Annotated in this window: 26 protein-coding genes and 1 tRNA gene; 22 read left to right on the top strand and 5 right to left on the bottom strand. The window is 58.7% G+C overall.

Features of this window, described 5'->3' with window-relative positions:
* Positions 1-24 precede the first annotated feature (24 nt).
* The 9 genes from E2N92_RS01770 (at position 25) to E2N92_RS01730 (ending at position 7,422) form a co-directional block, all read left to right on the top strand.
* Complete coding sequence (locus tag E2N92_RS01770) at positions 25-447, top strand: DUF2111 domain-containing protein (RefSeq protein ID WP_220681991.1); 423 nt, start codon at positions 25-27, stop codon at positions 445-447.
* Positions 448-452: 5 nt separating this feature from the next.
* Positions 453-1,433, top strand: a complete 981-nt coding sequence (locus E2N92_RS01765) for a biotin--[acetyl-CoA-carboxylase] ligase (protein WP_220681990.1) — start codon at positions 453-455, stop codon at positions 1,431-1,433.
* Between the two features lie 9 nt (positions 1,434-1,442).
* Positions 1,443-1,952, top strand: a complete 510-nt coding sequence (locus tag E2N92_RS01760; RefSeq protein WP_220681989.1) for a biotin transporter BioY — start codon at positions 1,443-1,445, stop codon at positions 1,950-1,952.
* On the top strand, positions 1,949-2,632 hold the full coding sequence (locus tag E2N92_RS01755) for an ATP-binding cassette domain-containing protein (protein ID WP_220681988.1): 684 nt from the start codon (positions 1,949-1,951) through the stop codon (positions 2,630-2,632). The genes E2N92_RS01760 and E2N92_RS01755 overlap by 4 nt, the downstream gene beginning before the upstream one ends.
* Positions 2,616-3,314, top strand: a complete 699-nt coding sequence (locus tag E2N92_RS01750) for an ATP-binding cassette domain-containing protein (RefSeq protein ID WP_220681987.1) — start codon at positions 2,616-2,618, stop codon at positions 3,312-3,314. The genes E2N92_RS01755 and E2N92_RS01750 overlap by 17 nt, the downstream gene beginning before the upstream one ends.
* Positions 3,296-3,940 (top strand): hypothetical protein, encoded by a 645-nt coding sequence (locus E2N92_RS01745; protein WP_220681986.1) that lies wholly within the window; start codon positions 3,296-3,298, stop codon positions 3,938-3,940. The genes E2N92_RS01750 and E2N92_RS01745 overlap by 19 nt, the downstream gene beginning before the upstream one ends.
* 54 nt (positions 3,941-3,994) lie before the next feature.
* Positions 3,995-5,737, top strand: coding sequence for a sodium-extruding oxaloacetate decarboxylase subunit alpha (gene oadA / locus E2N92_RS01740; protein ID WP_220681985.1), 1,743 nt, complete (start codon positions 3,995-3,997; stop codon positions 5,735-5,737).
* A 26-nt stretch (positions 5,738-5,763) separates the two neighbouring features.
* On the top strand, positions 5,764-7,242 hold the full coding sequence (locus E2N92_RS01735) for an acetyl-CoA carboxylase biotin carboxylase subunit (protein WP_220681984.1): 1,479 nt from the start codon (positions 5,764-5,766) through the stop codon (positions 7,240-7,242).
* A gap of 70 nt (positions 7,243-7,312) precedes the next feature.
* A tRNA-Met gene (locus E2N92_RS01730) sits at positions 7,313-7,422 on the top strand.
* Between the two features lie 293 nt (positions 7,423-7,715).
* Here E2N92_RS01730 and E2N92_RS01725 read toward each other — a convergent pair.
* Together E2N92_RS01725 and E2N92_RS01720 are read right to left on the bottom strand one after the other, a co-directional pair.
* Positions 7,716-7,886, bottom strand: a complete 171-nt coding sequence (locus E2N92_RS01725; protein WP_220681983.1) for a hypothetical protein — start codon at positions 7,884-7,886, stop codon at positions 7,716-7,718.
* A 3-nt stretch (positions 7,887-7,889) separates the two neighbouring features.
* Positions 7,890-9,248: a hypothetical protein gene (locus E2N92_RS01720; RefSeq protein ID WP_220681982.1), complete on the bottom strand. Its 1,359-nt coding sequence runs from the start codon at positions 9,246-9,248 to the stop codon at positions 7,890-7,892.
* 741 nt (positions 9,249-9,989) lie between these two features.
* Here E2N92_RS01720 and E2N92_RS01715 point away from each other — a divergent pair.
* The 11 genes from E2N92_RS01715 to E2N92_RS01665 all read left to right on the top strand — a co-directional run bounded on the left by E2N92_RS01715 (position 9,990) and on the right by E2N92_RS01665 (position 19,005).
* Positions 9,990-11,360 carry an MATE family efflux transporter gene (locus tag E2N92_RS01715; protein ID WP_220681981.1) on the top strand — a complete coding sequence of 457 codons (1,371 nt, stop codon included), beginning with the start codon at positions 9,990-9,992 and terminating at the stop codon, positions 11,358-11,360.
* Between the two features lie 228 nt (positions 11,361-11,588).
* The gene (locus tag E2N92_RS01710; protein WP_220681980.1) at positions 11,589-11,870 is read left to right on the top strand and encodes a DUF7557 family protein; all 282 of its coding nucleotides are present in this window, start codon (positions 11,589-11,591) and stop codon (positions 11,868-11,870) included.
* Complete coding sequence (locus E2N92_RS01705; protein WP_220681979.1) at positions 11,830-12,102, top strand: type II toxin-antitoxin system RelE family toxin; 273 nt, start codon at positions 11,830-11,832, stop codon at positions 12,100-12,102. The genes E2N92_RS01710 and E2N92_RS01705 overlap by 41 nt, the downstream gene beginning before the upstream one ends.
* 713 nt (positions 12,103-12,815) lie before the next feature.
* The gene (locus tag E2N92_RS01700; RefSeq protein ID WP_220681978.1) at positions 12,816-13,070 is read left to right on the top strand and encodes a hypothetical protein; all 255 of its coding nucleotides are present in this window, start codon (positions 12,816-12,818) and stop codon (positions 13,068-13,070) included.
* Complete coding sequence (locus E2N92_RS01695) at positions 13,067-13,402, top strand: hypothetical protein (protein WP_220681977.1); 336 nt, start codon at positions 13,067-13,069, stop codon at positions 13,400-13,402. The genes E2N92_RS01700 and E2N92_RS01695 overlap by 4 nt, the downstream gene beginning before the upstream one ends.
* Positions 13,399-16,227, top strand: a complete 2,829-nt coding sequence (locus tag E2N92_RS01690; RefSeq protein ID WP_220681976.1) for a hypothetical protein — start codon at positions 13,399-13,401, stop codon at positions 16,225-16,227. Before E2N92_RS01695 ends, E2N92_RS01690 begins: the two co-directional genes overlap by 4 nt.
* Positions 16,224-16,430 carry a hypothetical protein gene (locus E2N92_RS01685; RefSeq protein WP_220681975.1) on the top strand — a complete coding sequence of 69 codons (207 nt, stop codon included), beginning with the start codon at positions 16,224-16,226 and terminating at the stop codon, positions 16,428-16,430. The genes E2N92_RS01690 and E2N92_RS01685 overlap by 4 nt, the downstream gene beginning before the upstream one ends.
* 207 nt (positions 16,431-16,637) lie before the next feature.
* Complete coding sequence (locus tag E2N92_RS01680; protein WP_220681974.1) at positions 16,638-17,663, top strand: helix-turn-helix domain-containing protein; 1,026 nt, start codon at positions 16,638-16,640, stop codon at positions 17,661-17,663.
* A complete protein-coding gene (locus E2N92_RS01675; protein WP_220681973.1) occupies positions 17,664-18,176 on the top strand; it encodes a PIN domain-containing protein in 513 nt (170 codons plus the stop codon).
* Positions 18,177-18,374: 198 nt separating this feature from the next.
* Positions 18,375-18,725, top strand: coding sequence for a type I restriction-modification system subunit M N-terminal domain-containing protein (locus E2N92_RS01670; protein ID WP_220681972.1), 351 nt, complete (start codon positions 18,375-18,377; stop codon positions 18,723-18,725).
* Entirely contained in the window at positions 18,715-19,005 is a 291-nt protein-coding gene (locus tag E2N92_RS01665) for a hypothetical protein (RefSeq protein WP_220681971.1), read from the top strand. Before E2N92_RS01670 ends, E2N92_RS01665 begins: the two co-directional genes overlap by 11 nt.
* Positions 19,006-19,045: 40 nt before the next feature.
* Here the strand turns inward: E2N92_RS01665 and E2N92_RS01660 are convergent, their stop codons facing one another.
* The 3 genes from E2N92_RS01660 to E2N92_RS01650 form a co-directional block, all read right to left on the bottom strand.
* On the bottom strand, positions 19,046-19,225 hold the full coding sequence (locus E2N92_RS01660; RefSeq protein WP_220681970.1) for a hypothetical protein: 180 nt from the start codon (positions 19,223-19,225) through the stop codon (positions 19,046-19,048).
* A 167-nt stretch (positions 19,226-19,392) separates the two neighbouring features.
* The gene (locus E2N92_RS01655; protein ID WP_220681969.1) at positions 19,393-20,379 is read right to left on the bottom strand and encodes an AAA family ATPase; all 987 of its coding nucleotides are present in this window, start codon (positions 20,377-20,379) and stop codon (positions 19,393-19,395) included.
* A gap of 67 nt (positions 20,380-20,446) precedes the next feature.
* A complete protein-coding gene (locus tag E2N92_RS01650; RefSeq protein WP_220681968.1) occupies positions 20,447-20,692 on the bottom strand; it encodes a hypothetical protein in 246 nt (81 codons plus the stop codon).
* Positions 20,693-20,811: 119 nt separating this feature from the next.
* On the opposite strand from E2N92_RS01650, the gene E2N92_RS01645 reads away from it, so the two are divergent.
* The gene (locus tag E2N92_RS01645) at positions 20,812-21,315 is read left to right on the top strand and encodes a hypothetical protein (protein WP_220681967.1); all 504 of its coding nucleotides are present in this window, start codon (positions 20,812-20,814) and stop codon (positions 21,313-21,315) included.
* Between the two features lie 143 nt (positions 21,316-21,458).
* Positions 21,459-21,704 carry a hypothetical protein gene (locus E2N92_RS01640; RefSeq protein ID WP_220681966.1) on the top strand — a complete coding sequence of 82 codons (246 nt, stop codon included), beginning with the start codon at positions 21,459-21,461 and terminating at the stop codon, positions 21,702-21,704.
* Positions 21,705-21,906 lie beyond the last annotated feature (202 nt).

The raw sequence follows: 21,906 nt of genomic DNA, 5'->3' as shown, positions 1-21,906 counted from the left end.
GTAATGGAGTGTACTGGTGGGACCATGGACCAGTATATCATCTCTGCCTCGTCCACGTCCGACGACCTTCTGCCGGTGGTGATGGCGCTCCACCATCTCCTCGGCGGGCTCCCGGTCACGGCACGTTCCAGAGAGGCTCCGGGTCTGCGGATCGAAAATAAACAGGTGCTCGACGACCGGTATACCGGGCCGGTGCTCGAGGCCGTGATCCAGGGGAACGAACTGAAAAAGACCGTTCCCCTTTCAGGACCGTACCGGGGGGTGCCGGTCGTCGTCGCCCCGCTGCGGGACGGTGCCGGCACGGCGATCGGCGCCATCGGCGTCGTCGACATCACCGGCATCTTCGACCTCGCCACGCTCATGGAGCACCAGTCTGCGATCCTGCAGCAGGTCTGTGGAAAAGATCCCTGTCCACTCCCGACAGAATCTGTCGCTGCGAAAAGGTAATGGCCATGAATGAACTAACCAAAAAAGTTCTTACGACACTTGAGGCCGCCGAGGGGCCGGTCACGCCCGAGGCGCTCGGCAAGGAACTCGGGATCCCCATCTCCTCGGTCACCAGACATATCAAAGACCTGAGAGAGGCGGGGTACGATATAGAGTCATCCATCGAGACAGGATATCATCTGGTCAGGGTCAGCGATGCCCTCACCCCCGAGGCGATCCGCAAGGTGCTCAAGACCACGACCATCGGCAAAGAGATCGTCTATTATGAGAGCACCACCTCCACGAACTGGGCGGCGAAGAAACTCTGCGCCGAGCAGGACGCGGCCTCGCTCCACGGGACGATGGTCATCGCCGGGGAACAGACCGGCGGGTTCGGGCGGCTCGGCCGTGCGTGGGCCTCGCCGAAAGGCGGGATCTGGGCGAGCGTGATCCTCACGCCGTCTCTCCCCATCGACTCCCTGCCGATGATCATGATGGCCGCCTCGGTCGCGGTCGCCCGGGCGATCCGGAGAAAATACGATCTCGGCGCCCTGATCAAATGGCCCAACGACGTATATATCGGGGACAAAAAGGTCGCCGGTCTCATCCTCGAACTCTCCAGCGAGGGCGAGGCGGTGCACTACTGTCTCCTGGGCATGGGCATCGACGCCAACGTGGACCTCGACGAACTCTCGCCCGAACTGCGGCGGATGGTCACCTCGATCTCGGCCGAACTAGGTCACGAGGTCGACCGTGCCTCGCTCCTCGCGATGATCATGCGCGAGTTCGAGAGCAGATACCGGATCCTCGAGAGTGGCGAGTTCGACCCGATCATCAGGGAGTGGAAGAGTCTCTCGCTGACCCTCGATACGCGGGTCTCGATCCGTACGATGCGAAAGACCTTCGAGGGGGTTGCCATCGATATCGATCAGCACGGCGCCCTGATCATCAGGCGCGACAACGGACGGGTCGAGAAGGTCGTGGCCGGCGACATCGCACATCTGTAGGGGCGGCTGATGTACGGAGACGAACGTCGTTCCAGGATTATCGCAGAGTCCGCCGGGTTCATCGCCCTGATCGCGGCGGGGTCATGGATCTCTTTCCCCTTTATTCCCGTTCCCATCACGCTCCAGACCTTTTTCGTTCTCCTTTCGGGCGCGGTGATGAAGCGCTGGGCGGTGGTGCCGGCAACGCTGTACCTCGTCCTCGGGGTGCTCGGCCTCCCGATCTTCCACAACGGGACCGCGGGCCTGGGCGTCCTCCTCGGCCCGACCGGCGGATATATCCTCGGCTTCATCGGGGCGGCGCTGGTCGCCGGCCTTGCCTACGAGCATGCCTCAGAGAAGGTGCGGATCGCCGGTCTCGCCCTGGCCACCGGGGTCATCTATCTCTTCGGCGTCCCGTGGCTCGCCCTCTCGACCGGCATGAGTGCCTGGGCGGCGGTCGTCGGCGGCATGCTCCTCTTCCTCCCCGGCGACGCGGTGAAGGCGGCGGCAGCCTACCTGGTGGCCAGACGGTTGGCATGATCCGGATCGCCGCCCTCAGGCACCAGGTCCTCGCCATCCCCACCCTCACCCTTGACGAGGGGTATACGGCGGTCATCGGTCCGAACGGCAGCGGCAAGTCGACCTTCCTCTCGCTGCTCGCCGGCCTCGCGCTTCCCGCGGCGGGAGAGATCCTGATCGACGACCGCCTGCCGCGAGGGGTGGAGGTCGGGTGGGTTGCTGAGTTTCCCGACCAGAGTCTTCTTTTTACCAGGGTCTACGATGAGGTGGCCGGGCCGTCGCGGTTTGCTCATCTTTCCTGTGCGGAGGTGGAGCGGCGGGTCGAGGCGGTGGCGGCCCTCGTCGGGATCGAGTCCCTTCTTCCCCGCACCTTCCGGGACCTCTCCGGGGGAGAGCGTGCCCTCGTCGCCCTTGCAACCGCCCTCTCCTCGCGGCCAGAACTCCTGGTCCTCGACGAGTTCGACTCGCACCTCGACGCCGAGACCGCCGGGAGGGTCGGCGAGGCGCTCGCCGCGTCGGGCGCCCGGTACTGTGTTCGGTGCACCCAGGACATGGAGACGGCGGCGGCCGCCGATACGGTTCTCTATCTCCAGGGCGGAAGGGTGCGGCACGCCGGACCCCCCGACCAGGTCTTTTCGGCGCTGAAGGAGACCTGTTTCTATCCCTATTCACGGAGGGTGCGCGATGCAGGTCGTCTGTGAGGACGTGCGTTTTGCAAGAGGGGCGTTCGTCCTCACCTGCACCGGCACCTTCGGCCCCGGCTTCCACCTCGTCACCGGCCGCGTGGGAAGCGGGAAGACCACCCTCGCCCTCCTGCTTGCCGGCCTCCTCGACCCTCTTTCTGGAAAGGTCCGCCGGGACGGGGTGGCGCGGCTCACCCTCTCCTTCCAGAACCCCGAGTACCATGTGACCGGGGCGACGGTCAGGGCCGAGATCGGGTCGTACGGTGCCGACGTCGCCGAGGTCTCCGCAGAGACCGGGCTTGCCGACCGCCTGGACGACGACCCCTTCTCCCTCTCGCGGGGCGAACTGAAACGCCTCCACCTCGCCTCTCTTCTCGCCGGGGAATACGACCTCCTGGTCCTCGACGAACCCTTCAGTTCCCTGGACTGCGTCCAGAAACGCCGGCTCTGCCGGGCCCTCGAGGAACGGCGCGGCGGGATCACCGTCGTCTTCACCCACGAACGCCAGGTTCTCCCCGCGGTCGACCGCCTCTGGGAGGTCGAGGAAGGAAAGGTGCTCGACCTCGGGGCGGTGCCGGAGGCGATCCCGCGCTGGCGGCATGCCCCGCAGTACCTTAGAGACGCGCTGGCGCGCGGGGACGCACCCGAGAACGTCACCTTCAGGGACGTCATGGAGGCACGATGCAGGACGCGCGACTGAGACTCCTCTGCACCCTCGTCCTCTCGGTGGCAGCCTTCCACTCGGTCGCCGGTGCGGCCCTCGTCTACCTCTGGTGGCTGATCTTCAGCAGACGGTCGGCCTCCCTCCCCTCTCCCAGGACCGCCGGCGTGCTCCTCTTCACCCTCGGGCTCACCGCTCTGGTGACGGAGTTCACCGGGGGCGACGGGCTCTCGTACTTCTTCAGGCTCCTGGCCGTTTTTCTCGTCGCTTTCTGGGCATACTGCGAGCGGGTGCCCGGCGAACTCCTCGCGGTCGGGACTGCCCTCTTTGGCCGCGGCCCTGGTTTCGATCTCGGACTCGCCGGTGAGATGGGGATGGAGGCCCTCGCCTCCCTGGAGACCGATGTCGTCAGGACAAAAATGGCCCTGCAGTTGAAGGGAAAGACCTGGGGTTTCCGGGCCCTGGTCCCGTTTGCCCTCACCGTGCTCCACGCACAGATGCGGCGCTCGACCGAACGTGCCGCTCTGCTCGCCATCCGGGGCTACCGGGGCGGGGGCTCGATCTGTCCCGAGTTCAGGCCAGATGCGGCCGGGTACGGCGCCGCAGCTCTCGCCTGTATGGTCTTTATTCTCTCTTTTGTTCCCCTTGGTGATGTATTTATATGATCATGATGAAAAATTGAGAGGCTTATGGATGTTTGAGAGCCCCGAGGTATTCAGATGAGTGCAGCCAACCCTAAACGAGTATATATTACCGATACAACGCTCAGGGATGCCCATCAATCGCTCATCGCCACCAGAATGAGGACCGAGGACATGCTTCCTCTGGCCCGCAAGATGGACGATGTGGGATTTTTTTCCCTTGAAGCATGGGGTGGTGCGACCTTTGACAGCGGTATCAGGTTCCTCAACGACGATCCCTGGGAACGGCTCAGGGACCTGAAAGCCGAGCTTGCAAAGACCCCCATCCAGATGCTGCTGCGGGGGCAGAACCTGGTGGGGTACCGGCACTATCCCGACGACGTCGTCGAAAAATTCGTCGACGCGGCGTACAAAAACGGCGTTGATATCTTCAGGGTCTTCGACGCCCTCAATGATATCAGAAATATGGAGAAGGCCTTCGCTTCGGTGAAGGCGCAGGGTGCCCATCTCCAGGGCACGATCTCGTACACGACGAGTCCGGTGCATACCACCGCGAAGTTCATCGAGATGGCCGAGGACCTGGCGGCCCACGACTGCGACTCGATCTGTATCAAGGACATGGCGGGCCTCATCATGCCCGAGGCGACCCGCAGCCTCATCGCCGGGATCAAGGAGCGGGTCGACATCCCGATCTGTCTCCACTCGCATTCGACGAGCGGGATCGCCTCGATGAGTTATCAGGCGGCCATCGAGGCGGGGGTCGATATCCTGGACACCGCGATGTCGCCCTTCGCCCTCGGCACCTCCCAGCCCCCGACGGAGAGCGTGGTCGCCTCCCTCAAGGGCACGACCCGGGACACGGGGATCGACCTGCATGCGCTCAGGGCGGTGCGGGACCTCTGTGTCGGGCTCAGGGAGAAGTACGGCGGGCTCCTCGATCCGATCTCGGAGCGGGTGGACAGCGACGTGCTCATCTACCAGTTGCCTGGCGGGATGATATCGAACCTGGTCTCCCAGCTCAAGGAGCAGGACGCCCTCAACCGCCTCGACGAGGTGCTCGCCGAGATCCCGCGGGTGCGCGAGGACCTCGGCTACCCCCCCCTGGTCACCCCGACGAGCCAGATCGTGGGGACGCAGGCGGTCCTGAACGTCCTGATGGGCAAGGAGCGCTACTCCAACGTGACCAAGGAGGTCAAGGACTATGTCAGGGGGCTGTACGGCCGTCCGCCCGCCGGGATCTCAGACGAGATCAGGCGCCTGATCATCGGCGACGAGGCGGTGATCACCGTGCGGCCGGCCGACCTGCTGGAGCCCGCGTACGAGAAGATGCGCGAGCAGGCCGTGAAGGACGGGCTGGTCAGGAAGGACGAGGACGTCCTCACCTACATCCTGTACCCGGCGATCGCGCCCTCCTTCCTCAGGGGCGAGCGTAAACCCGAGCCCATCCCCGAAGCGGTCGCGGCGGTGCCGGCGGCGGCCGAGGTGCCGGGCTTCATGGAGGTCGAGGTCGACGGCGAGGTCTTCTCGGTGCGGATCCTCTCGGTGGAGGGGAGTGCGGTCGAGTCGGCCGCCCCGGGAGCGGGCAAGGAGATCCCGCGAGGCGAGATCGCCGGCGGGGTCAAGTCCAACATGCAGGGCATGGTCCTTGAGGTGCGGGCGAGTGTCGGCGCCGCGGTGAAGAAGGGCGACGTCCTCCTGGTCCTGGAGGCGATGAAGATGGAGAACCCCATCTACGCCGCTGCAGACGGGAAGGTCGCCGAGATCTTCGTGGACGTCGGCGACGTCGTCCAGAACGGCGACGTGCTCATGGTGGTCGAGTAGACCGCCCCATCATCTCGTGAGGTTGTATGAGGTATTTTGAGAAGGTACTCATCGCGAACAGGGGCGAGATCGCGATCCGGGTGATGCGCGGATGCCGCGAACTCGGGATCGAGACGGTGGCGGTCTACTCGACTCCGGACAAAAACGCCCTCCATGTGAAGTACGCGGACGAGGCGTTCTTCGTCGGCGAGGCGCCGCCCCAGAAGAGTTACCTGAATATGGAGCGGATCCTCGAGATCGCAAAGATGTCCGGGGCCGAGGCGGTCCATCCGGGCTATGGGTTCCTGGCCGAGAACGCCACGTTCGCAAGACGTGTCGAGGAGGAGGGGCTCACGTTCATCGGGCCGTCCTCGAAGACCATCGAGATGATGGGCTCCAAGATCGAGAGCAAGCAGGCGATGAAGGCGGCCGGCGTCCCGGTTCTTCCGGGGACCGAGGGCGGGGTGCGGAGTCTGGACGAGGCGGCGAAGGTCGCCGAGGAGATCGGCTACCCGGTCATCGTCAAGGCGAGCGCGGGCGGCGGCGGGATCGGGATGCACATCGTCAACTCGCCGGCCGAACTCGAGGAGGCGATCAAGGGGAGCATGAAGATCGCGGAGTCGGCCTTCGGCGACCCGACGGTCTTCATCGAGAAGTACCTGGTCAAGCCGCGCCACATCGAGTTCCAGGTGCTTGCCGACCGGTACGGCAACACGCTCCACCTGTACGACCGTGAGTGTTCGATCCAGCGCCGCCACCAGAAGTTGGTGGAGGAGGCGCCAAGTCCGATCATGACCGAGGAGCTCCGCGAGCGGATGGCCGCCTCGGCGGTGACGGTCGCCAAGACCTCGGGCTACAAGAACGCGGGGACGGTGGAGTTCCTGTACGCCGACGGCGAGTATTATTTCATGGAGATGAACACCCGTCTCCAGGTCGAGCACACGATCACCGAGATGATCACCGGCATCGACCTCGTCAAGCAGCAGCTGGCGGTCGCGGCCGGGCTCGACCTCCCCTTCGGCCAGGAGGATGTCAGTATCCGCGGGCACGCGATCGAGTGCCGGATCAATGCTGAGGATCCGCTCAACAACTTCATGGCCGACCCCGGCAAGATCGTGCGGTACCGCTCGCCGGGCGGCCCGGGGATCAGGGTGGACTCAGGCATCCACATGGGCTACTCGATCCCGCCGACCTACGACTCGATGATCTCCAAACTCTGCGCCTGGGGGCAGACCAGGATGGAGGCGATCGAACGGATGCGTCGGGCGATCTACGAGTACGTCATCCTGGGCGTGAAGACGACCCTGCCCCTCCACCACGCCCTGATGCACAACCGCGAGTTCGTGCTGGGCAACACCCACACGCACTTCCTCAAGGAGGAGCATATCGCCCAGGCGCTCAGCCGTTCGCTGCGTGAGGAGGAGACACGCATGCAGACGCTGGCGGCTTCGTTGCGCCAGGGGAAGGAGATGGCGGCGATTTCGGCCGCGGTCAATGTCTACATCAACCAGCGGCGGCGGGGATAAGTCCCGCCCCACAATAACCTTTATTAACTCATCCGTCATTGTTATACTGCACTTAGGTGCAAACACTCATGCTGCGGTGGCCTAGTTGGTTAGGGCGCCAGACTCATAGGGTTTAGAGTGTCACGGAGCGCCCAGATCTGAGATATCTGGAGGTCGGGGGTTCGGATCCCCCTCGCAGCACTTTTGGGATGTTTTTTTGTGTGATTGTTGTTGATTGAGCGAGAGGGCTTTTTTGCGATCTGATCGGGCGACATAGATCTGAGTTTCACCAGCAGAGAGTATGTCGATGCCTTCAGCGAGGTGTGTCTGATATAAAGACGAGGGCTGTGTTTGCAGGTGTTGAAACACTAAAAGACAAACTAAATGAAACCATTAGAGAAAGTGCGTTATCGAAGGACCAATGGTCATCTACGAGGCAGAGATCTAAAAATTGAGTACAGATTTTACTGCAAATTTATCCAAATGCTAAAAAATTACAACTCTAATGAATCAAACAATGCTTTAGCCAATTTTTCTGCGCATTTTTCAGAATTTAATGACATATAATCTACATTTCTTTGTAACCGAGAGTGAGGGAAATACTTTTTTTCAAATGCATCCACCGAATCGTAGACATTATTATCATCCCCAAGCTGCTCCCTCATATATCACCTCTTGTTATAGTAATTAGTTTCAAAGTGCGAGTTCAGTTGTATGTCAAAATATTGTTTTCGTTTCATCCAGATGAATCCATCTCCTTTTGAGATCACAGCAACATCAATGGGTCCACCAACAGATTCTGCGTCATTTGAGACTCTTCTCTTTAATGAAGTTAAATGCACAAGAGATTCAGCCAATTCTGCAAGTTCCTCTTTGGGAAGATGTGAAACAATATCCATTACTGGATCTACATGTGTGTGTTTTTTGAAATCCTGTATTTCATAGAAATATTTTTCAATAATGATTTTTGAAATCTCAGTCAATTTTCTTTTCAGTATATCTAACTCATTTCCATCGAGATTTACTAATCCAACTACTTTGTCTGTATATTCAGTGAACAAAGAAGGAATTAAATGAATAAACAATCTATTTAGATTGGGAGAGATTCCTTCCATAAAAGTTTCAATAACATCGCCTTGGGCAAATGAAGACATGGTGGCAGAATTTTCAAAAGAAATAGAATCATATTTTGCTCCCTTATACTTTAATGTATTATTTATATATCCATAAATATAAAATTCCTGATAGGATGGGAATATCTCATTTTTTCCAAATCCAACAAACACTAAGCCTGAATATAGATCCTTATATAATGCTCCCATGAGATAAATTTTTACAACCATGCTCTTTAGATCATTTGTATATCTAGAAATATCGAGATTTTCAAATGTACCTTTGATTGCAGTATTAATCTCATCATCGTATTTTTTTGTTAAATATTCGCCATCCAACGAATTTATAGGTTCAGAATAGAGGACAGATTTCCATGAGTCAATGTAATATGACATCACCTGATCTGTGATCTCAGTGATCTCCCTCTCAGAAATATTTCCTTTCTGTCTTATGGTATCATCCACTTTTCTACGAATATTTTCTTTAATATCATTCAATACTCCCCAAAGAGTTCCATTAAATATATGAAAAATATTGTCTTCAGAGAAAAGAGATCCATTATTACTTATGTAGTCAAAAAATTTTGAGATGTATTCATTTAGAGAATCATAACCGGTGTTGCCTAAGTCATTTCTAAAATTCTTTATAATGGTTTCCCAAGGAACCCCCATAAACTGAGTGTTCCCATAAAACATAATACCAACCGGATGATATTTTGAGAGAGTAAATATTTTGTTGGCATTGAATATTTTCTCACCCGTCACTGTTGCAGCACTATCTGCAGCAATGGCAACAGATAATTTATTCATTACCACTATTTCTGAAGTCATTTTTCTCCTAACAGTATATAGATCCATAGGAATAAGATAATATTTTTGATTTATTTTTCTTACAACAACATCAAAATGACCCAACACCAGTTTAAACCAATATATTTTCCCAAATTTTGAAAATTGCGAGTATATTTGTCAATCTTTTACCAATGAACTGATCCTTGTTGCCACCACTGCCAACCGCAACGTGAACGCCGCAATGCTTGCCCATTATGGCATCACGGACCCCGCAACAAGGAGGCGGCACAGGAGGTCAACTTGGCACGCCAAGAGATCATCCCTGAACTGATCAGGTAGATGATTCGGTAGTGCCCCCGGCAATAACTGATAACAAAAAAAACTCTCTCTGCACCAGTTTCTGTTATGAATACAGGTCACTGCTCAACAGAATTCGGCCAGATTTTCAGAAATAGATTTTCAGTTCTATTCTGGGGCACTACCGATGATTCGGGAAGAGATGGAGAAGGGGTACCATCCCCCCGATTGGATCGTAATGACCGAAACAACCGAACCAGACATCACTGGAGAGGTGTATAAAAAAAGGTTAACAAAACATCCAATTCAGAGATCATAGTTGAATGACCCCAAGAAGCATTTTAAGATCACCCGATCATCTCTCGGGGGCATCCGACCGCCTTCCTCTCCGGGGGAAATCCTTGAAGATCCCTTTTTCCTCGAGATATCTCATATAAGAGACGCTTCTCTCCCCGAGTGGGGATCCGATCCATGATCAGAATAAAATGGAAGCATTTTTCGTCAAATAATTCCCCAATGTATGCCCATTATGCATTCTGGTGATTTATCGTGTCGATTTATCAATCAATGAAAAACCAGTGGGAGATCATCACGCAGGCCTATCCGTGGCACTTCATCGGCTTTTTGGTCCTCGCAATGTTCATCCCCAAACTCTACGAACTCACCAACGTCTACTGGATCGGCCAGATCAGTTTTGACGCCCTGGCAATCACGGAGCAATACGAGTTCATCGCCGTGACGATCGAAATTGTCAACGAAGCGATACCATTCGGGATACTGGCTTTGATCGCACAGAACTATCACGACCGTGAAAGAGTCATCTCCATCTTAAAAGCAGGGCTGATCCTGCATGTGACCTTTGCCCTGATCGTCACCTCGATCGTCCTCCTCTTCACATCGGAGTTCGTGTCGACGATCGGGACACCCGTCGAGATCGTCCGGATGACCACACAATATCTTGTGCTGAAGTCGGTCGCCCTCCCATTCGAGGCCGTGGCCTACCTCCTCCTCATCGCCATCAAGTCCATGCAGAAGGGCAGGGAGGCACTCTACCTCGTCCTCGTCTCGGTCATCCTCAACATGATCCTCGACCTCTTCCTCATCTCGAACACCTCCCTCTCGCTCCACCTCGGCATACAGGGCGTGGCAATCGGGTACGTGATCTCGAAGATCGCCCTGATGGTGATATCGCTCCTCTATACCCTTCACCTGTTGCATCTGGACTGGGCGACCCTCGCCTCGACGACGTGGAAGGAAAATGTCGTCCCGCTGTTCAAAATCGGAGGGTGGACCGGTCTCGACTCCCTCGTGCGCAACGTGGGGTACATGGGCCTGCTCCTCGTGCTGAACGTCATCGGCACCAACGAGTTCGGCGGCTACGGCCTCGCCATGTGGGTGATGTGGACGCTCCTCATCCCGGTCCTCGCACTCGGGGAGGGGACGAGCGTCGTCGTCGGGAACTACTTCGGCGAGAAAAAGTACCGTGAGGCCAAGAACGTCGTGATCACGTCGATGGTCCTCGTGATCGCGATCATGACCGCGATCGCATTGATCGGGGTCCTGTACTGGGAGAACATCTCCGCCTTCTTCAATCCGAACCCCGAGATGGTGAAATACTCCACCGAAACATTCTGGTGGCTGATCATCCCCTATATCGGCTTTGGAATCGGCACGGTCCTGAGAAGCGTGTTTTACGGGACGGGCCAGACACGCTACATCTTCTATATCGCCTGCTTCGTGAACATCGGCATGATCCTGCCCTATGTGGCCCTGGTAAAATGGGGTCTTATTCCGGCCACCTTTACGAGCGTGATGATGTTCTACATGATCTCCTTCCTCGCCGATCCGGTGCTGGCCTATATCGGTGTACGGAGGGTGATCACGCGAGTATTTCCAGCGAACGAGGGCGGTTCGACACAGACGGATGTATCTTCCTGACCTCCACCCATTCCTTCCCCGCCCCGAATTACTAACGAACTACTAATCTGTGTACAATGAGTATTTCATCTTCAACAAAGACCGCAACCTCCGGGGAGAGGCGGACAGAGAGAACAGTTCTTCAGGACGGTGATCGAGAGGCGTCATGCCTCTCCGTAGCGTGAAAAAAGAGAAGGATCACGAAAAACGATCCTAACCTCCATCACGTATACCTCCGTATACTCAGGTATGCCCACTGCCGCCGACACCACCACCATCAAGATCAGGGTCCCCCTCAAGCACCGCCTGGACTCTCTGAAGATCCACCCCGGGGAATCCTACACCGACGTGATCGAGCGGCTCGTGGAGATGGCAGTCGATGACGAACCCCTCAGCGACGCCACCATCAAAGCCATCGAAGAATCTCTCGAAGATATCAAAGCGGGCCGGCTCTATACCCTTGAGCAGGTCATGGCGGAGCTGAAAGACGATGAACTATCGCGTCTTCTTCTCCGCGACGGCCCGCCGTAACATCAAGCGTATCCCGAAGGACGACGCCCTCGCGATCGATGAAGAGTTGATGTCGCTCGCCGGGGAGACAGACCCGAAAAGGCATGTGAAGAAGATACAGGGAGGACAGAACCCTCCTTTTTACTCTCTCAGGGCCGGCGAATACCGCGCCATTCTCACCATCGTGGATGAAGTGATGGTCATCCACGCGATCGAAGTGGGGCATCGGAGTAAGGTGTATCGGAAATATTGACACCTCCTTCATTCAACTGAAAAAGAACCCTGAATAAAATAATCTTCTATCTTTTCTTAGTCGGCACCGGGCCACGGAGAAAGGACGTGCTCTGATCGGAGAAGATCGATCATGAACGCCGCCCGATCGGTGTCTGAACCGAGATGAGATAATTCAGTCTGGTCGGCGACGCATCGGAAAGACGGCGTATCTTCACCGAGTTCGTACAGGAGAAACGAGCGTCCTCTCCTTCTCAGAAGATATCGTCGCCCCGAGAAAAGGTGCCTATGTGGCCCTGGTAAAATGGGGTCGCATGGACGAGTGCATCACCATCGCAAAAGGTCCCCCGGAGTACGACCTCCTCCTCAAACAACTGCGGGCCGACCCGGACCGGGCGGGGTGATCCTCCCCCACTATTTATAAGGTCACCACGGAGTGTACCACTCGCGCCAGGTGATACTTAACCGTGTCCTATACATCCGACTTTCCGACTTTCGGAGCAATCACCTCTTCTTTTTATACTCGCCCGTCCACCCTCTCCTCAGTGCGGTGCCGCCGGTCCCCCCGACCTGTTCATTACACAATGCGGCCCGCACAGGAGGTATACAGACAATGAGAGAAATCTCTCAGGAAACCCTCGACCACATCCCCGGCCCGCTCGCGAAGCTGGTCCGGGATAAGTGGATCGAAGACGGAAAAGCCAGATTAAAAACCCCCCACGACGAGGTGCAGAAATGTCAGGCGACGGCCCGATAAATGGCAGCCCCCATATCGAACCATGCTCCAACACGAGTTCACGGAGGTCTGCCACATTCCCGTCGTCGCGGGAAGAGATAAAATCTGTCGGTCCGGTGCCGCTCTACCTGGTGCCGCCGGTGGTGACGGCGGCGGTGAACCGTATCGGCGGGGCGCTCTCCGAACTGCACGCCTGGCGGAGCAGGAGGCACTTCTACGAGGTGACGCTGGTGATCCGGGAGGAGAAGTCATGAACGGCACGCTCTGTTCCGGCCCTGACGGGACGGCGCACATCTTCGTGGGCCGCGGGCATTTCCGGATCGCCGCCGACGATCTCAGGACGTTGCTTGCCGGCGGCCGCGTGGTACCGGTGACGATGGAGGAGAGGGAGACGGCCGCCGACGGGACGGTCACCGGGCGGACGGCGATCGTGGGCCATGCGGCGATGAACGTCTTCGAAAGGTCGGTGAAGGTCTTCACGGTCTCCGGGCACTTCATCGTGCCGCTGGTGAGCGTGCAGCGGGTGGTGAGAGGCGAAGCGGCATCGGCCCCGCTCTTCCCGATGATCCCGGAGGGATGCCCATGATCCCCGCGGCCCTCGTCACCCTTTTTCCCGAAGGCGGCGTGGTGGAAGTCAGGGCGCTCGCCGACCGTTTCGCACACTCCGGGTACTTCGACGATTTTGCGAAGTTGGCAAACGCCGCCGAAGCGCTCGACGCCGACCTGGAGGTGAAGGGGACGTACGTCACGCTCAACGTCGTCGACCCGGCGCTCCTGGCGAGGCGGGCAAACCGCGTGAAGATGCGGTTGACGCGTTCTGACCCGACGACGAGCGACGCCGACATCCTCAGGCGCCGGTGGCTGCCCATCGACCTCGACCCGGTGCGGCCGAGCGGGGTGTCGTCGACGGAGGCGGAGCACGCGGCGGCGCTGCAGCGGGCCGAGACGATCGCCCGCTGGCTCGCGGAGCAGGGCTTTTCTGATCCGATCATGGCCGACTCAGGCAACGGCGCCCACCTGCTCTATGCGATCGATCTCCCCAACGACGAGGCGGCGACCGCCCTGGTGAAGCGGGTGCTCGTCACCCTCGACGCGTTGTTTTCGGACGATCTGGTGACGGTCGACACGGCGAACTTCAACGCCGCCCGCATCTGGAAACTCTACGGGACATGCTCGCGCAAAGGCGACCACACCCCCGACCGCCCACACCGGCGTGCGAAGATCCTCCTGGCCCCCGACCACCCCGAGGTCGTCGGCGCCGGACTGCTCAGAGAGATCGCCGGCCGCCTCCCCATCGAGGCCCCGGTACCTCCCCGGAAGGGGAAGGCGGGTATCGACCTTGGTGCGTGGCTCCGCGAGCACGGTCTTGCCGTGCGAAACACCCGGCCCTGGCAGGGCGGCACGCTCTACGTCCTGGAGGACTGCCCGTTCAGCGGGGCGCACCACGACGGCGCCTTCGCCGTCCAGTTCCCCTCCGGCGCCATCTATGCCGGGTGCCACCATGCGAGTTGCGGCGGCGGGACGCAGCGGTGGCCTGAGTTGCGGGACCGCTACGAACCCAGGGAGAAACGCAGCCGGAAAAAACGGGAGGAGGTGCCCCCACCCCCACCCGTCCCGCCGGCACCCGACCCGGCCTACCGCGAAGAGGCGATGGAGATTTTAGAGCACGGCGATCCGCTCGCCTTCCTCCTCGACACCTTCGCCCGCGAGCACGTCGGCGACCGCATCGTCGCCGAGTGCCTGGTGATGTCCCTTGCGTCACAGTCGGTGGAGAACACGAGCGGGCTGCACGTCTCGGTCTCGGGCAACTCAGGCAAGGGCAAGAGCCATGCCTGCACCACGATGCTCAAGCAGGTCCCGGCGGCGTACCGTCTCGCGGGCACGGTGAGCAACAAAGCGCTCTACTACCACGACGACCTGCGGCCGGGCACGGTCTTCCTCTTCGACGACGTCTCGTTATCCGACGATCTCCAGGAGGTCCTCAAGGCCGCGACGGCGAACTTCAGGGACCACATCGAGCACCACACCGTCTCCCCGGACCGCAAGATCCAGGTCTGCCGCCTCCCCGAGCGCTGCGTCTGGTGGCTGGCGCGGGTGGAAGACCCGGGCGACGACCAGGTGATGAACCGGATGCTCACCGTCTGGATCGACGACTCGCTCGAGCAGGACGAGCGGGTGCTCGAGCATATGAAACATGCCGAGGCCCGCGAGGCGGCGGAGGGCGACGCCGAGGACCCGGGGCTCCCGGTCTGCCGGGCGATGTGGGAGGTGCTCAAGGAGGAGCGCCTTCACGTCTCCATCCCGTACGCCGAACAGGTGCAGTTCTCGGCCACGGCCAACCGCCGCAACCCGGGCATGCTCTTCGACCTCATCAAGGCCTCCGCCCTGCTGCACCGGTTCCAGCGCGAGCGCTACGAGGGCGGCATCCGGGCCAACCGCGAGGACTTCGAGACGGCGGCGAGGATCTACGTGGCGATCAACGGCGAGGCCGGCGGACAGGAGACGAAGGTGACAAAGAACGAGGCGGCCGCCCTGGAGACCGTCGCCACGATGGGCTGGGACCAGTTTACGGTCCGGATGTTGCAGGAGGCGCTGGGGTTGTCGTACCAGCAGACGTATCGGATCCTCCACGGTTACGCGAGCCGCGGTTCGACCTACTCCGGACTCCTGGAGAAGTGTCCGGCGATCAGTTACCTGGATACCACCGTCACCGAAGACCAGGACGGATGTGTGGTGCGGCGGCGGGAACACCTCTTCCTCTTCGACCGCGGGGGCTATCGGCGGTGGGCCCGTGGAGCAGCGGTCTGGATCGCCGGCGGCGGCGACGATGAGGGCCATGACCGGGACGATGATCCCGGTCCCGGACCCCAGGACACTTTCAGCATTCCAGCAGGTTTTCAGCAGAATTTCAGCAGGTGCCGCGAGGATCAATCGATGCAGGACGACGTTCGATCTGACAGTATTAGTACAGATAGAGAGACGCGTCTCTCTCTCAGTACTAAATTACAGCAAAACCCACACCCACCCACTCCCCCTGGATCTTCTGTGTCCGGGTGTGGGGGTGGGTGCGATCCCCGGAATGTTGAAAGTGATCTTATGATCTTGCCGGGGGAGGGAGCAAAACGCGATCTCCCGGAGTTATGCAGCCCGTTGAATGTCGGCACCTTCCGAAAGCTGCTGAAAACTGCCGAAAAGAAAGGGTCTGTGCTGAAAGAACGGTCGGGAGCGATCCCCCTCCCCGGCGTCCTGGACCACCGGGAGTTCACGCGGGTGAGCACCGACCTGGGCCGGTGCGATGTGTGTGCCGAGGGGAAGGCGGTGCACCGGTCTGGTGATGGGCGGGTGGTGCTCTGCGAGGGGTGTTATGCCCGGCTGGTGCGGGAGTGGAACATGGGGAAGGGGATCTCATGATCCCTTTTGATCCTCCCCTCGCGCTGGCGGTGGTGCTCGGGATGGCGGGCGCGGTGTTGGTCGCGTGTCGGAGTGCGAGGGCGCGGACGGCGGGGTTTGGCGTGTGGGTGTGTGGGAATGTGTACGTGACGGTGATGTTTGCGTTTTATGCGGTGACGGCGGGGGTGGGGATGGTGAATGCGGGGGAGGGAAGGAGACGATAAGGCAAAACAAGGGAGAACGTCGTAAAAATGTATCCCAGCCCTCTAAATCACCAGAAAATCCCGATGCCGATTGAAATAAGGCAAAAAGGAAATATCGCAATGTTCAAATATTATTGTTTCCTCTATACCATAGTTTACAAAATGTTGTTTCATGTACGTTTTGTAAACTTTTACTGAAACCACCGATGGAATGGATGTGTGAGTCGTATGAGCATTGCCGAGCGAATTAAGGTGGCCCGAAAAGGTGCTGGAATGAGCCAGCGGGATCTCGGCGCTGCGATAGGTGTAACTGCGCCGGCGATTTCAAAGTATGAAAAAGGGGAGGTGATTCCAAATTCAAGAGTGCTCATCCTGCTGAGCGAAGCTCTGAACGTGAATATTGATTTCTTCTTCCGGAAAGTTGCGGCAAATTTGTCCGAACCCCATTACCGGTGCCGGAAATCGCTCAAGAAAAAAGAGGAAAATATTATTCACGGGAAGGTAACCGACTGGCTCGAACGCTACCTTGAGGTCGAGATGATCTCCGGCATCACGGCCAGTCTTGTTCTGCCGTCACGCGAAGAGTGTCGGGTATCCACCCTCGAAGATGTGGAAGCGATTGCCCAGAAGGTCCGCGATGAATGGGACCTTGGCCTGGACCCCATTGAGAATGTGATGGACGTGCTGGAGCAGCATGGCATCAAAGTTGGAATCTTTGAAGCGCCCGATTCGTTTGATGCCCTGACGTTTTATCACGATGAAAAGACGCCGGTGATTGCGATCAACAAGTCCATGACCGGGGATCGCCAGCGCTACAACTGTGCCCATGAACTGGGACATCTGATCCTTCAGGTTGAGCCCTCCCTCGATGAGGAGGATGCGGCGCACCGTTTCGCCGGCGCATTTCTTGTGCCCCGTGAGATGGTATGGAAGGAACTGGGAAAAAAACGTCGTGTAATCGATCTGCGGGAACTCTACCTGCTCAAACACAAGTACGGGATGAGCATGAAAGCCTGGATCCACCGTGCCCGGGATCTCGGGATCATCACTAAAGGATCTGAGAAAGGATTGTATATCCGGTTGAACCGGGTTATGGTAGGTAAAGAAGAACCTGCAAAGCAAGTAAAACATGAAATGCCCACGTACATGCACCTTCTCATCTTGCGAGCCATGAACGAGAAAAAGATTACCCTGTCCCGGGCCCGTGAACTCTTCGGCGGGAACCTGCCTGAGATCGCAACGGAGGTCGAGTAGGTGCAACACACGCAGGATCTTCCGCCGGCCTGTGTCATCGACACGAATGTGCTCTTTGACGCGGTCGCCGGAGAGTACCTGCCCGATCTCTTCCGTCTTGAGTGTATAATTTTGACCACCGACATTGCAGTTCATGAGGTCAAAACAATCCCATTCATGGATCTGCACAATCTTGGACTCAAGATCCAGGATCTTTCCGGTGAACAGATCCTCGAAATGGTTGAACTCAGGGAGAGATATCCCGCACTTTCTATGGAAGATATTTCAGTGATGGTCCTTGCGCAGCACACCGGCGCATTCCTCCTGTCTGGGGACGGCCCTTTACGAAAAGCCGCCCGGCAGGAAGGAGTCACGTTCCACGGCACCCTCTGGATTCTGGATAACCTTGTCGCAAGGAGGATCCTGTTACCGCGCAGAGCGGCAGAGGCGATCGAGATGATGCAGGAAAAAGGAAGCCGATTGCCTGGAGAGGAGTGTGAGCGCAGAATTCGGGAGTGGAAAGAGAGGAGGTAGTAGGTACCCGAACAACTGCAGAACACGATTTTCATCACTTTACCATCTCTGTTATTCATAATTCTCGCAATTTTCACCGATTCATATCGTATTGTTTTCCCGGTCCTGATCGACATCTTGACAGATACAGGTGAATACAATCGATGTATCCAGACGAACAGAACACGATTTCACTTTTAGAACTGGAATCATGGCTCTTTGAGGCCGCAAAATATTCTCCGCGGCCCGATCGATGCGGCCGATTTCAAGACCTACATCTTCCCCCTCCTCTTCCTGAAGCGGATCTGCGATGTTTTTTACAACGAAGATTACGCGATCGCTCTTGCAGAAGCCGGTGGAAATATCGATGAGGCAGAATACCGGGAGAACTTCAGGTTCGTAATCCCCACAGGCTGCCACTGGAACACTATCAGGGGACAGAGCGAGGATATCGGGAAGGCGATCCAGGACGCAATGCAGTGTCTCGAGCACGCAAACGAGAAGTCGCTCAGCCAGATCTTCGGGGATGTGCAGTGTTATTCAACTCGCACGCGATGTGGTGAAGGCTGAGCGAGAAGTTGAAGCCGTTGAGGAACAACAGCAGGCGAAGGCTGCTCTGACCGAACTCTTTGAGGAGGCACGGACCAACACGACGCCGGTGATCATCGAGAGAATTGTCAATGATATCGACGCGGTGGTGCGGGCGGTCAGGTTCGAGAGTTGGCAGCAGAGCAACCCGGGCGAGCGAGATGTGAAGAGGGCTCTCCGGGGGGCGCTCAGAAAATACCAGTTGCAGAACGACCAGGATCTCTTCGACCGGGCGTATGAATATATCAGGCGGTATTATTGAAGGAGAGAGACGTCCTGAGTTTAAACCCCTGCCTGCCCCCTCACTTTTTCCGATACACATTCAACCCGATCTTGATCTCCTCATGCTCAGGCACCGAGACGTTCCCCTCGGTCGAGGCGATCGTGATCGATTTGCCCGACTTCGACGCTCCAAACTCCTTCGCGAGGTCGACGGTGATCACCAATGTCTCCCCCTCCAGTCTCATATCGACGTTCTTCATCTCTCAGCAACGCCGCGATGACAATACAGAGCGTGCGACGACTCCCCCGATGAATCTGCCGAAACCACATTGGAACCCCCTCCCGCACCAGGATCTCCCGCGTCCGCCCCTTCCGCTGCCGCACATACAGCCCCACCAACCGCAGCGCCTCCAACCGCTTCAACCGATCATGAAACGCCGTGTAACACATCTCCTTCTCCCGGCAGACGCGGTCGTACACCCGCCCCGAGACCACCGGCCCGCCCGCCCGGGCCTCGGCCACGATCGCCTCGAGCACCGTCCGCTCCGGTGCTGAGAGCGACTGCACCGCCGTGGAGATATGGAGGTGCCTGGAGACGGCAAAGGCCGTGCGCACGTCCTCGGCCGTCACGCTCGTCCGGCCCGCCTTCTCGGCGTTCAACGTCGACCGCTCGATGAGGTCCAGGCCGACGCATCACCCGCTCGACGACGAGGTCGAGGACGGCGGGCGGCATCACGCCGGGGTACAGCCCGGCCCGCACGCGGTCGGCGAGGATGCCCCGCACCTCGTCGGCGGTGTAGGGCGGGAAGAAGACCTCCGACGCCTGGAGCACCGACCGGGTGGCCGGGTCGAGGGCGCGGGAGAGGTCGGTCTCAGGCGAGGAGAGGGTGAGAAACACCCCGGTGCGGACCGCCGGCCAGACCTCGTGCATCCTGAGCAGGGGGCCGAGGACGATGTCGAGCATGCCGTTTGGCAGGAGCCAGTTGGCGTCGTCCAGGCAGACGACGAGCACGGCTTCCCGCTCGATGAGGGCCTGGGCGATCCCGGAGAGCAACCGTTCGTTCGAGACCCCGGAGGTCGGCGGGGAGTAGCCGAAGAGGACGTGGAAGATGTGTCTGAGTACGGCGAAGAGCGTCTTCTCGGTCTGGCAGGAGACGAGGACCGGCACGACCTGGTTCGTCGTCTCCTCCACTTCGGCGAAGATCCGGCGGACGGTGGTGGTCTTGCCGGTGCCCGGCGGCCCCTGGAGGAGGGCGTTGAGCGGGCGGGCGCCGTGGAGGGTCGGTCTGAAGGCGAAGGCGAGTTCTTCGAGTTGGGCGTCGCGGTAGTTGAAGACCTCGGGGAGGTGGCGGGTCTCGAAAAGGGAGGGGTCGCGGAAGAGCGCCTGGTCGGCCATGAGATACCATGGTGTCATGCGGGAGGGGTGGGCGGCAGGGTATATAGGGGCGGGCCGGGCACGGGGTGAAAGTGAAAAGGGGCGGTCACCCCCACCCCATCACCTTCACCACCACCGCGACGATCCCCCCCACCACTCCCCCGGCCCCGACGGCGGCCCGCCGCTCCCTGACCTCCTCGCCGGCCCGCTCGCTCTGCCAGTTCTCAAGCACGCGGAGGCGCCCTTCCATCTCGGCGTCGCGTTCTTCCATCCGCTCCAGCGTCCGGCAGATCCACTTCACGTCACGGTTCGTCTCGACGATCTTCTCCCGCAGGTCACGCTCGGCGGCCATCCACATCACCCAAAGTCTTTATAGTAGTTTTTGCGATAAAGCCAGATTAATATTGCTTATAGGAATACTATTCTGTAGCCTGCGAACATTCCCGGGAGTTTCCAGGCAGGAGAGAGCATATGGCAGACTTTGTCCTGTCCACCACGAACAAGACGTCGGTGCGCAAACTCACCGCACCGATCGCCGATGCTGCCGCGTTCAACGGCATCATCGAGGACATCCTGACGAACAACCCGTGGGGGTGCACCCCATGGGAGGGAGCCGGCGTCTCCCACGACGCCGTCGAGAAGGCCACCGAGAACTACACGGCCCGGATCGTCTACGAGGACGCGTTCGGCGACGTGCTCGGCAACGCTTCCGCCCGTGCGCCGAACAAGGCCGGGTTCGATGCCGCAAAGGCCGAACTCCTCGGCAACGCCGACCTCGAAACCGCCATGGGCGGCACGGCCGTCGCCGACTCGGGCCGCGAGTCGTACACCTGCCGCCTGCGGTGCCACGACGCCGGCGGCGAGGTCTACTTCGTCGCCTTCACCCGCACTTCGGTGCGGATCTCGTCCTACGAGGACGATGCGATTCGGGACGGCATCGAGACCTGGGCTGATGGGGTTGCGGCCCTCGCGTGAACGGGGGAACAAAGGGAGGAGGGGGTCTCCCCTCTTCCGGGGTCTGGCCGATCTGGGCTTTGGATACTACTATTTTGAGATTTTTTTGGAGGACCGGGCGGGGCACGTACTGGGTTCTTCGTCCCGACCTTCACCACCGGCTGATGGCGGCGGGCCACCCTGACCGCGACCGACGGATCGACTGGGAGGCGGCGAAGACGCGGTGCTTGAGCGTGCTCAGGCAGCGGGCCGAGCGCGGTGAAGCGGGGTTGTCGAACGCGGAGATCCGGCAGTTTACCCGTCTGGACCGGTATCAGGTGGTGCGGTTGATGAAAGAGTTGCAGCGCGAAGACCCGGCAGTTGTCCGTGAGGGTGTGGGGAAGGGCAGTCGGTATCGGTACCATGGGTGAGGGCGATCCCCGGTGTTTTGTGATCGATTTTGTGATCTGCACATATCGTTCACATATGTCTGGATTTATGTGATCGGTTCTGTGATCTGCACATATCTGTGCTCAATGGTGGGAGGGGATCGTGCGGTTCGTGATTGGAGAGAGAAGTGCAAAGAGTTGGAAGTGCTGTGTTGCATAACTCCATCCTGTGTTCCCCCTCCCC

Source organism: Methanofollis formosanus (assembly GCF_019633745.1).
GTDB lineage: Archaea > Halobacteriota > Methanomicrobia > Methanomicrobiales > Methanofollaceae > Methanofollis > Methanofollis formosanus.
Note: the sequence above shows the minus strand (reverse complement) of the source record. Positions and strands in the feature narration are given on the sequence as shown.

Excerpts from the sequence above, each read along its gene's own strand:
- E2N92_RS01770 (WP_220681991.1), top strand. The coding sequence starts at position 25 with ATGGACCAGTATATCATCTCTGCCTCGTCCACGTCCGACGACCTTCTG.
- E2N92_RS01765 (WP_220681990.1), top strand. The coding sequence starts at position 453 with ATGAATGAACTAACCAAAAAAGTTCTTACGACACTTGAGGCCGCCGAG.
- E2N92_RS01760 (WP_220681989.1), top strand. The coding sequence starts at position 1,443 with ATGTACGGAGACGAACGTCGTTCCAGGATTATCGCAGAGTCCGCCGGG.
- E2N92_RS01755 (WP_220681988.1), top strand. The coding sequence starts at position 1,949 with ATGATCCGGATCGCCGCCCTCAGGCACCAGGTCCTCGCCATCCCCACC.
- E2N92_RS01750 (WP_220681987.1), top strand. The coding sequence starts at position 2,616 with ATGCAGGTCGTCTGTGAGGACGTGCGTTTTGCAAGAGGGGCGTTCGTC.
- E2N92_RS01745 (WP_220681986.1), top strand. The coding sequence starts at position 3,296 with ATGCAGGACGCGCGACTGAGACTCCTCTGCACCCTCGTCCTCTCGGTG.
- oadA (WP_220681985.1), top strand. The coding sequence starts at position 3,995 with ATGAGTGCAGCCAACCCTAAACGAGTATATATTACCGATACAACGCTC.
- E2N92_RS01735 (WP_220681984.1), top strand. The coding sequence starts at position 5,764 with ATGAGGTATTTTGAGAAGGTACTCATCGCGAACAGGGGCGAGATCGCG.
- E2N92_RS01725 (WP_220681983.1), bottom strand. The coding sequence starts at position 7,886 with ATGAGGGAGCAGCTTGGGGATGATAATAATGTCTACGATTCGGTGGAT.
- E2N92_RS01715 (WP_220681981.1), top strand. The coding sequence starts at position 9,990 with ATGAAAAACCAGTGGGAGATCATCACGCAGGCCTATCCGTGGCACTTC.
- E2N92_RS01710 (WP_220681980.1), top strand. The coding sequence starts at position 11,589 with ATGCCCACTGCCGCCGACACCACCACCATCAAGATCAGGGTCCCCCTC.
- E2N92_RS01705 (WP_220681979.1), top strand. The coding sequence starts at position 11,830 with ATGAACTATCGCGTCTTCTTCTCCGCGACGGCCCGCCGTAACATCAAG.
- E2N92_RS01700 (WP_220681978.1), top strand. The coding sequence starts at position 12,816 with ATGTCAGGCGACGGCCCGATAAATGGCAGCCCCCATATCGAACCATGC.
- E2N92_RS01695 (WP_220681977.1), top strand. The coding sequence starts at position 13,067 with ATGAACGGCACGCTCTGTTCCGGCCCTGACGGGACGGCGCACATCTTC.
- E2N92_RS01690 (WP_220681976.1), top strand. The coding sequence starts at position 13,399 with ATGATCCCCGCGGCCCTCGTCACCCTTTTTCCCGAAGGCGGCGTGGTG.
- E2N92_RS01685 (WP_220681975.1), top strand. The coding sequence starts at position 16,224 with ATGATCCCTTTTGATCCTCCCCTCGCGCTGGCGGTGGTGCTCGGGATG.
- E2N92_RS01680 (WP_220681974.1), top strand. The coding sequence starts at position 16,638 with ATGAGCATTGCCGAGCGAATTAAGGTGGCCCGAAAAGGTGCTGGAATG.
- E2N92_RS01660 (WP_220681970.1), bottom strand. The coding sequence starts at position 19,225 with ATGAAGAACGTCGATATGAGACTGGAGGGGGAGACATTGGTGATCACC.
- E2N92_RS01655 (WP_220681969.1), bottom strand. The coding sequence starts at position 20,379 with ATGACACCATGGTATCTCATGGCCGACCAGGCGCTCTTCCGCGACCCC.
- E2N92_RS01650 (WP_220681968.1), bottom strand. The coding sequence starts at position 20,692 with ATGGCCGCCGAGCGTGACCTGCGGGAGAAGATCGTCGAGACGAACCGT.
- E2N92_RS01645 (WP_220681967.1), top strand. The coding sequence starts at position 20,812 with ATGGCAGACTTTGTCCTGTCCACCACGAACAAGACGTCGGTGCGCAAA.
- E2N92_RS01640 (WP_220681966.1), top strand. The coding sequence starts at position 21,459 with ATGGCGGCGGGCCACCCTGACCGCGACCGACGGATCGACTGGGAGGCG.